Origin of the sequence: Buttiauxella warmboldiae (genome assembly GCF_003818135.1) — a bacterium.
Lineage (GTDB): Bacteria > Pseudomonadota > Gammaproteobacteria > Enterobacterales > Enterobacteriaceae > Buttiauxella > Buttiauxella warmboldiae.
The window spans coordinates 1-2,515 of sequence record NZ_RPOH01000041.1; the positions used below are offsets into that span (position 1 = coordinate 1).

The 2,515-nt window shown below is 50.7% G+C and carries 2 protein-coding genes and 2 tRNA genes; 3 read left to right on the plus strand and 1 reads right to left on the minus strand.

Features of this window, described 5'->3' with window-relative positions; translation table 11 throughout:
* The first annotated feature begins 243 nt into the window (after positions 1 to 243).
* Positions 244 to 597: a YfeC-like transcriptional regulator gene (locus EHN07_RS11265; protein ID WP_124024238.1), complete on the plus strand. Its 354-nt coding sequence runs from the start codon at positions 244 to 246 to the stop codon at positions 595 to 597.
* A gap of 62 nt (positions 598 to 659) precedes the next feature.
* On the opposite strand, the gene gltX is transcribed toward EHN07_RS11265, so the two are convergent.
* Positions 660 to 2,075, minus strand: coding sequence for a glutamate--tRNA ligase (gene gltX / locus EHN07_RS11270; protein WP_124024239.1), 1,416 nt, complete (start codon positions 2,073 to 2,075; stop codon positions 660 to 662).
* A gap of 243 nt (positions 2,076 to 2,318) precedes the next feature.
* Here gltX and EHN07_RS11275 point away from each other — a divergent pair.
* A tRNA-Val gene (locus EHN07_RS11275) sits at positions 2,319 to 2,394 on the plus strand.
* A gap of 43 nt (positions 2,395 to 2,437) precedes the next feature.
* A tRNA-Val gene (locus EHN07_RS11280) sits at positions 2,438 to 2,513 on the plus strand.
* The last annotated feature ends 2 nt before the right edge of the window (positions 2,514 to 2,515 follow it).

Genomic DNA, 2,515 nt, shown 5'->3' on the forward strand with positions numbered 1-2,515 from the left:
CAGCTGAGCTATAGCCCCATACCGTCAACACCTTGTCGTCTCGACGGGCGGCATCATATGAAACCCATTGCCGGGTGTCAACGCCAAATTCTGCTTCTGCGATCGATCGATGAAAAAGCAGACAGCGAGGGTCAAACGAGATTGCCACTCATTGCGCTGTAGTTAATCCTGTCACAGTTTCAAGTAAAATGATCCCATAAAATGAACGACTAACCGTTTCCCTTTGGATTTAAGGAAAAAACAGTGCTCAAGGAACGTATGACCCCGGAAGAGCTGGCGATAATGACAGGATATAGTCGCCAAACCATCAATAAATGGGTACGCAAAGAAAACTGGCTCACCTCACAAAAACCCGGTGTTCAGGGCGGCAAGGCGCGGCTGATTCATGTTGATGAGCGCGTGCGCAATTTTATTAACAGCGCGAAACGCGTCTCCGAAAAGCTCGGCAGCTATCAGGTTAATGACACCTCCCTTGAAAGCCTGCTGCTAAATTCAATGAAACAGATGTCGATTTCCGAGCAGGAAAAGATGTCAGCGCTGATTCTGCGCGAAGGTATTGCGGGTGTGCTAAAGCGTTTGGGTATTCGCGATGAGTAAATTAACAGCTCACAAGCCGGCGGATGCCGGCTTGTGAGTCACTTCACCTGCTAAAACTCGAATTATTGTTGCGCTTCGCGCGCAGCAATAAATTCCACCGCCTGGTTAATACGCGCAATTGAGCGTTGTTTACCAATCGCGTGCACGGTGACATCCAGACCCGGCGACTGGCCAGCCCCGGTAACGGCAACGCGCAGCGGCATCCCCACTTTACCCATTCCCACTTCCAGCTCATCAGCGGTAGCCTGAATAGCGTGATGGACGTTTTCCGCCGTCCAGTCGCTTAATGCCGCCAGTTTATCACGCACCACTTCCAGCGGCTGGCGGGCAACCGGGCGCAGGTGTTTCTTCGCCGCGTCAGCGTCAAACTCGCTGAAATCTTCATAGAAATAGCGACACGTTTGCGCCATCTCTTTCAGCGTCTTACAGCGATCGCCCAGCAGTTTCACCAGCTCTGCCAGCTGCGGGCCATTACGGGTATCGATATTTTGCTGCTCAATATGCCATTGCAGATGGGTCGCAACATATTCAGGCGCCAGATGGTTGATGTAATGGTGGTTCAGCCACTGCAATTTTTCAGTGTTAAATGCGCTGGCGGATTTGCTGACCGAATCCAGGGTGAAGAGTTTGATCATCTCTTCTCGAGTGAAGATCTCCTGATCGCCATGGGACCAGCCCAGGCGCACGAGATAGTTCAGCAGTGCTTCTGGCAGATAGCCATCATCACGATACTGCATGACGCTGACCGCGCCATGGCGCTTGGACAGCTTTTTGCCGTCATCGCCATTAATCATGGAGACGTGCGCATAAACCGGCACTGGCGCATTCAACGCTTTCAGAATGTTAATTTGACGCGGCGTGTTGTTGATATGGTCTTCACCACGCACGACGTGGGTGATTTGCATATCCCAGTCATCCACCACCACACAGAAATTATAGGTTGGGGAACCATCCGTGCGGCGGATAATCAGATCGTCAAGCTCCTGGTTGCTAAACTCAATAGGGCCACGAATCTGGTCATCAAAAATAACCGAACCTTCCTGCGGGTTAGCAAAACGCACTACGCAAGGTTCATCGGCGGCATGATGCTCATGGCCGTGGCGGCAGCGGCCGTCGTAACGTGGCTTGTCGCCGTTTGCCATTTGCTCTTCGCGCAGCGCTTCAAGACGTTCTTTAGAGCAGTAGCATTTGTATGCAGTACCGGCTTCCAACATTTCATCGATGACCGCGTTATAACGATCAAAACGTTTGGTCTGGTAGTACGGACCTTCATCCCACTCAAGACTCAACCAATTCATACCATCCATAATAGCTTCGATAGCTTCAGGGGTTGAACGCTCAAGGTCTGTATCTTCTATACGTAACACGAACTCACCGTCGTGGTTACGAGCAAAAAGCCAGGAGTAAAGAGCGGTACGCGCACCGCCAACGTGCAGATAGCCTGTTGGGCTGGGCGCAAAGCGAGTTTTGATTTTCATTAAACGGCCTTAATTACGCAAAAGTGCCAGGAAATAGTAGAGTGGGCAACATTCTACCACTCCCCACTGATTCCTCAATGTTGATACCTTTAGTTGTCTGCAATCCCTATATTCTGATGGCAAATCAATCACCAATGGATGTTTTGCGATCGCATTGCTTATTTTTACGACGAACAAACAAAATCTTCAGAAAAGGCGTTGACTCATTTTCAACTCTCCCTATAATGCGACTCCACACAGCGGGGGTGATTAGCTCAGTTGGTAGAGCACCTCCTTTACACGGAGGGGGTCGGCGGTTCGAGCCCGTCATCACCCACCATTCATTAGTGAGTGATACCGCAGTGTAGCAAGAGATAAAATTTGGGTGATTAGCTCAGTTGGTAGAGCACCTCCTTTACACGGAGGGGGTCGGCGGTTCGAGCCCGTCATCACCCACCATT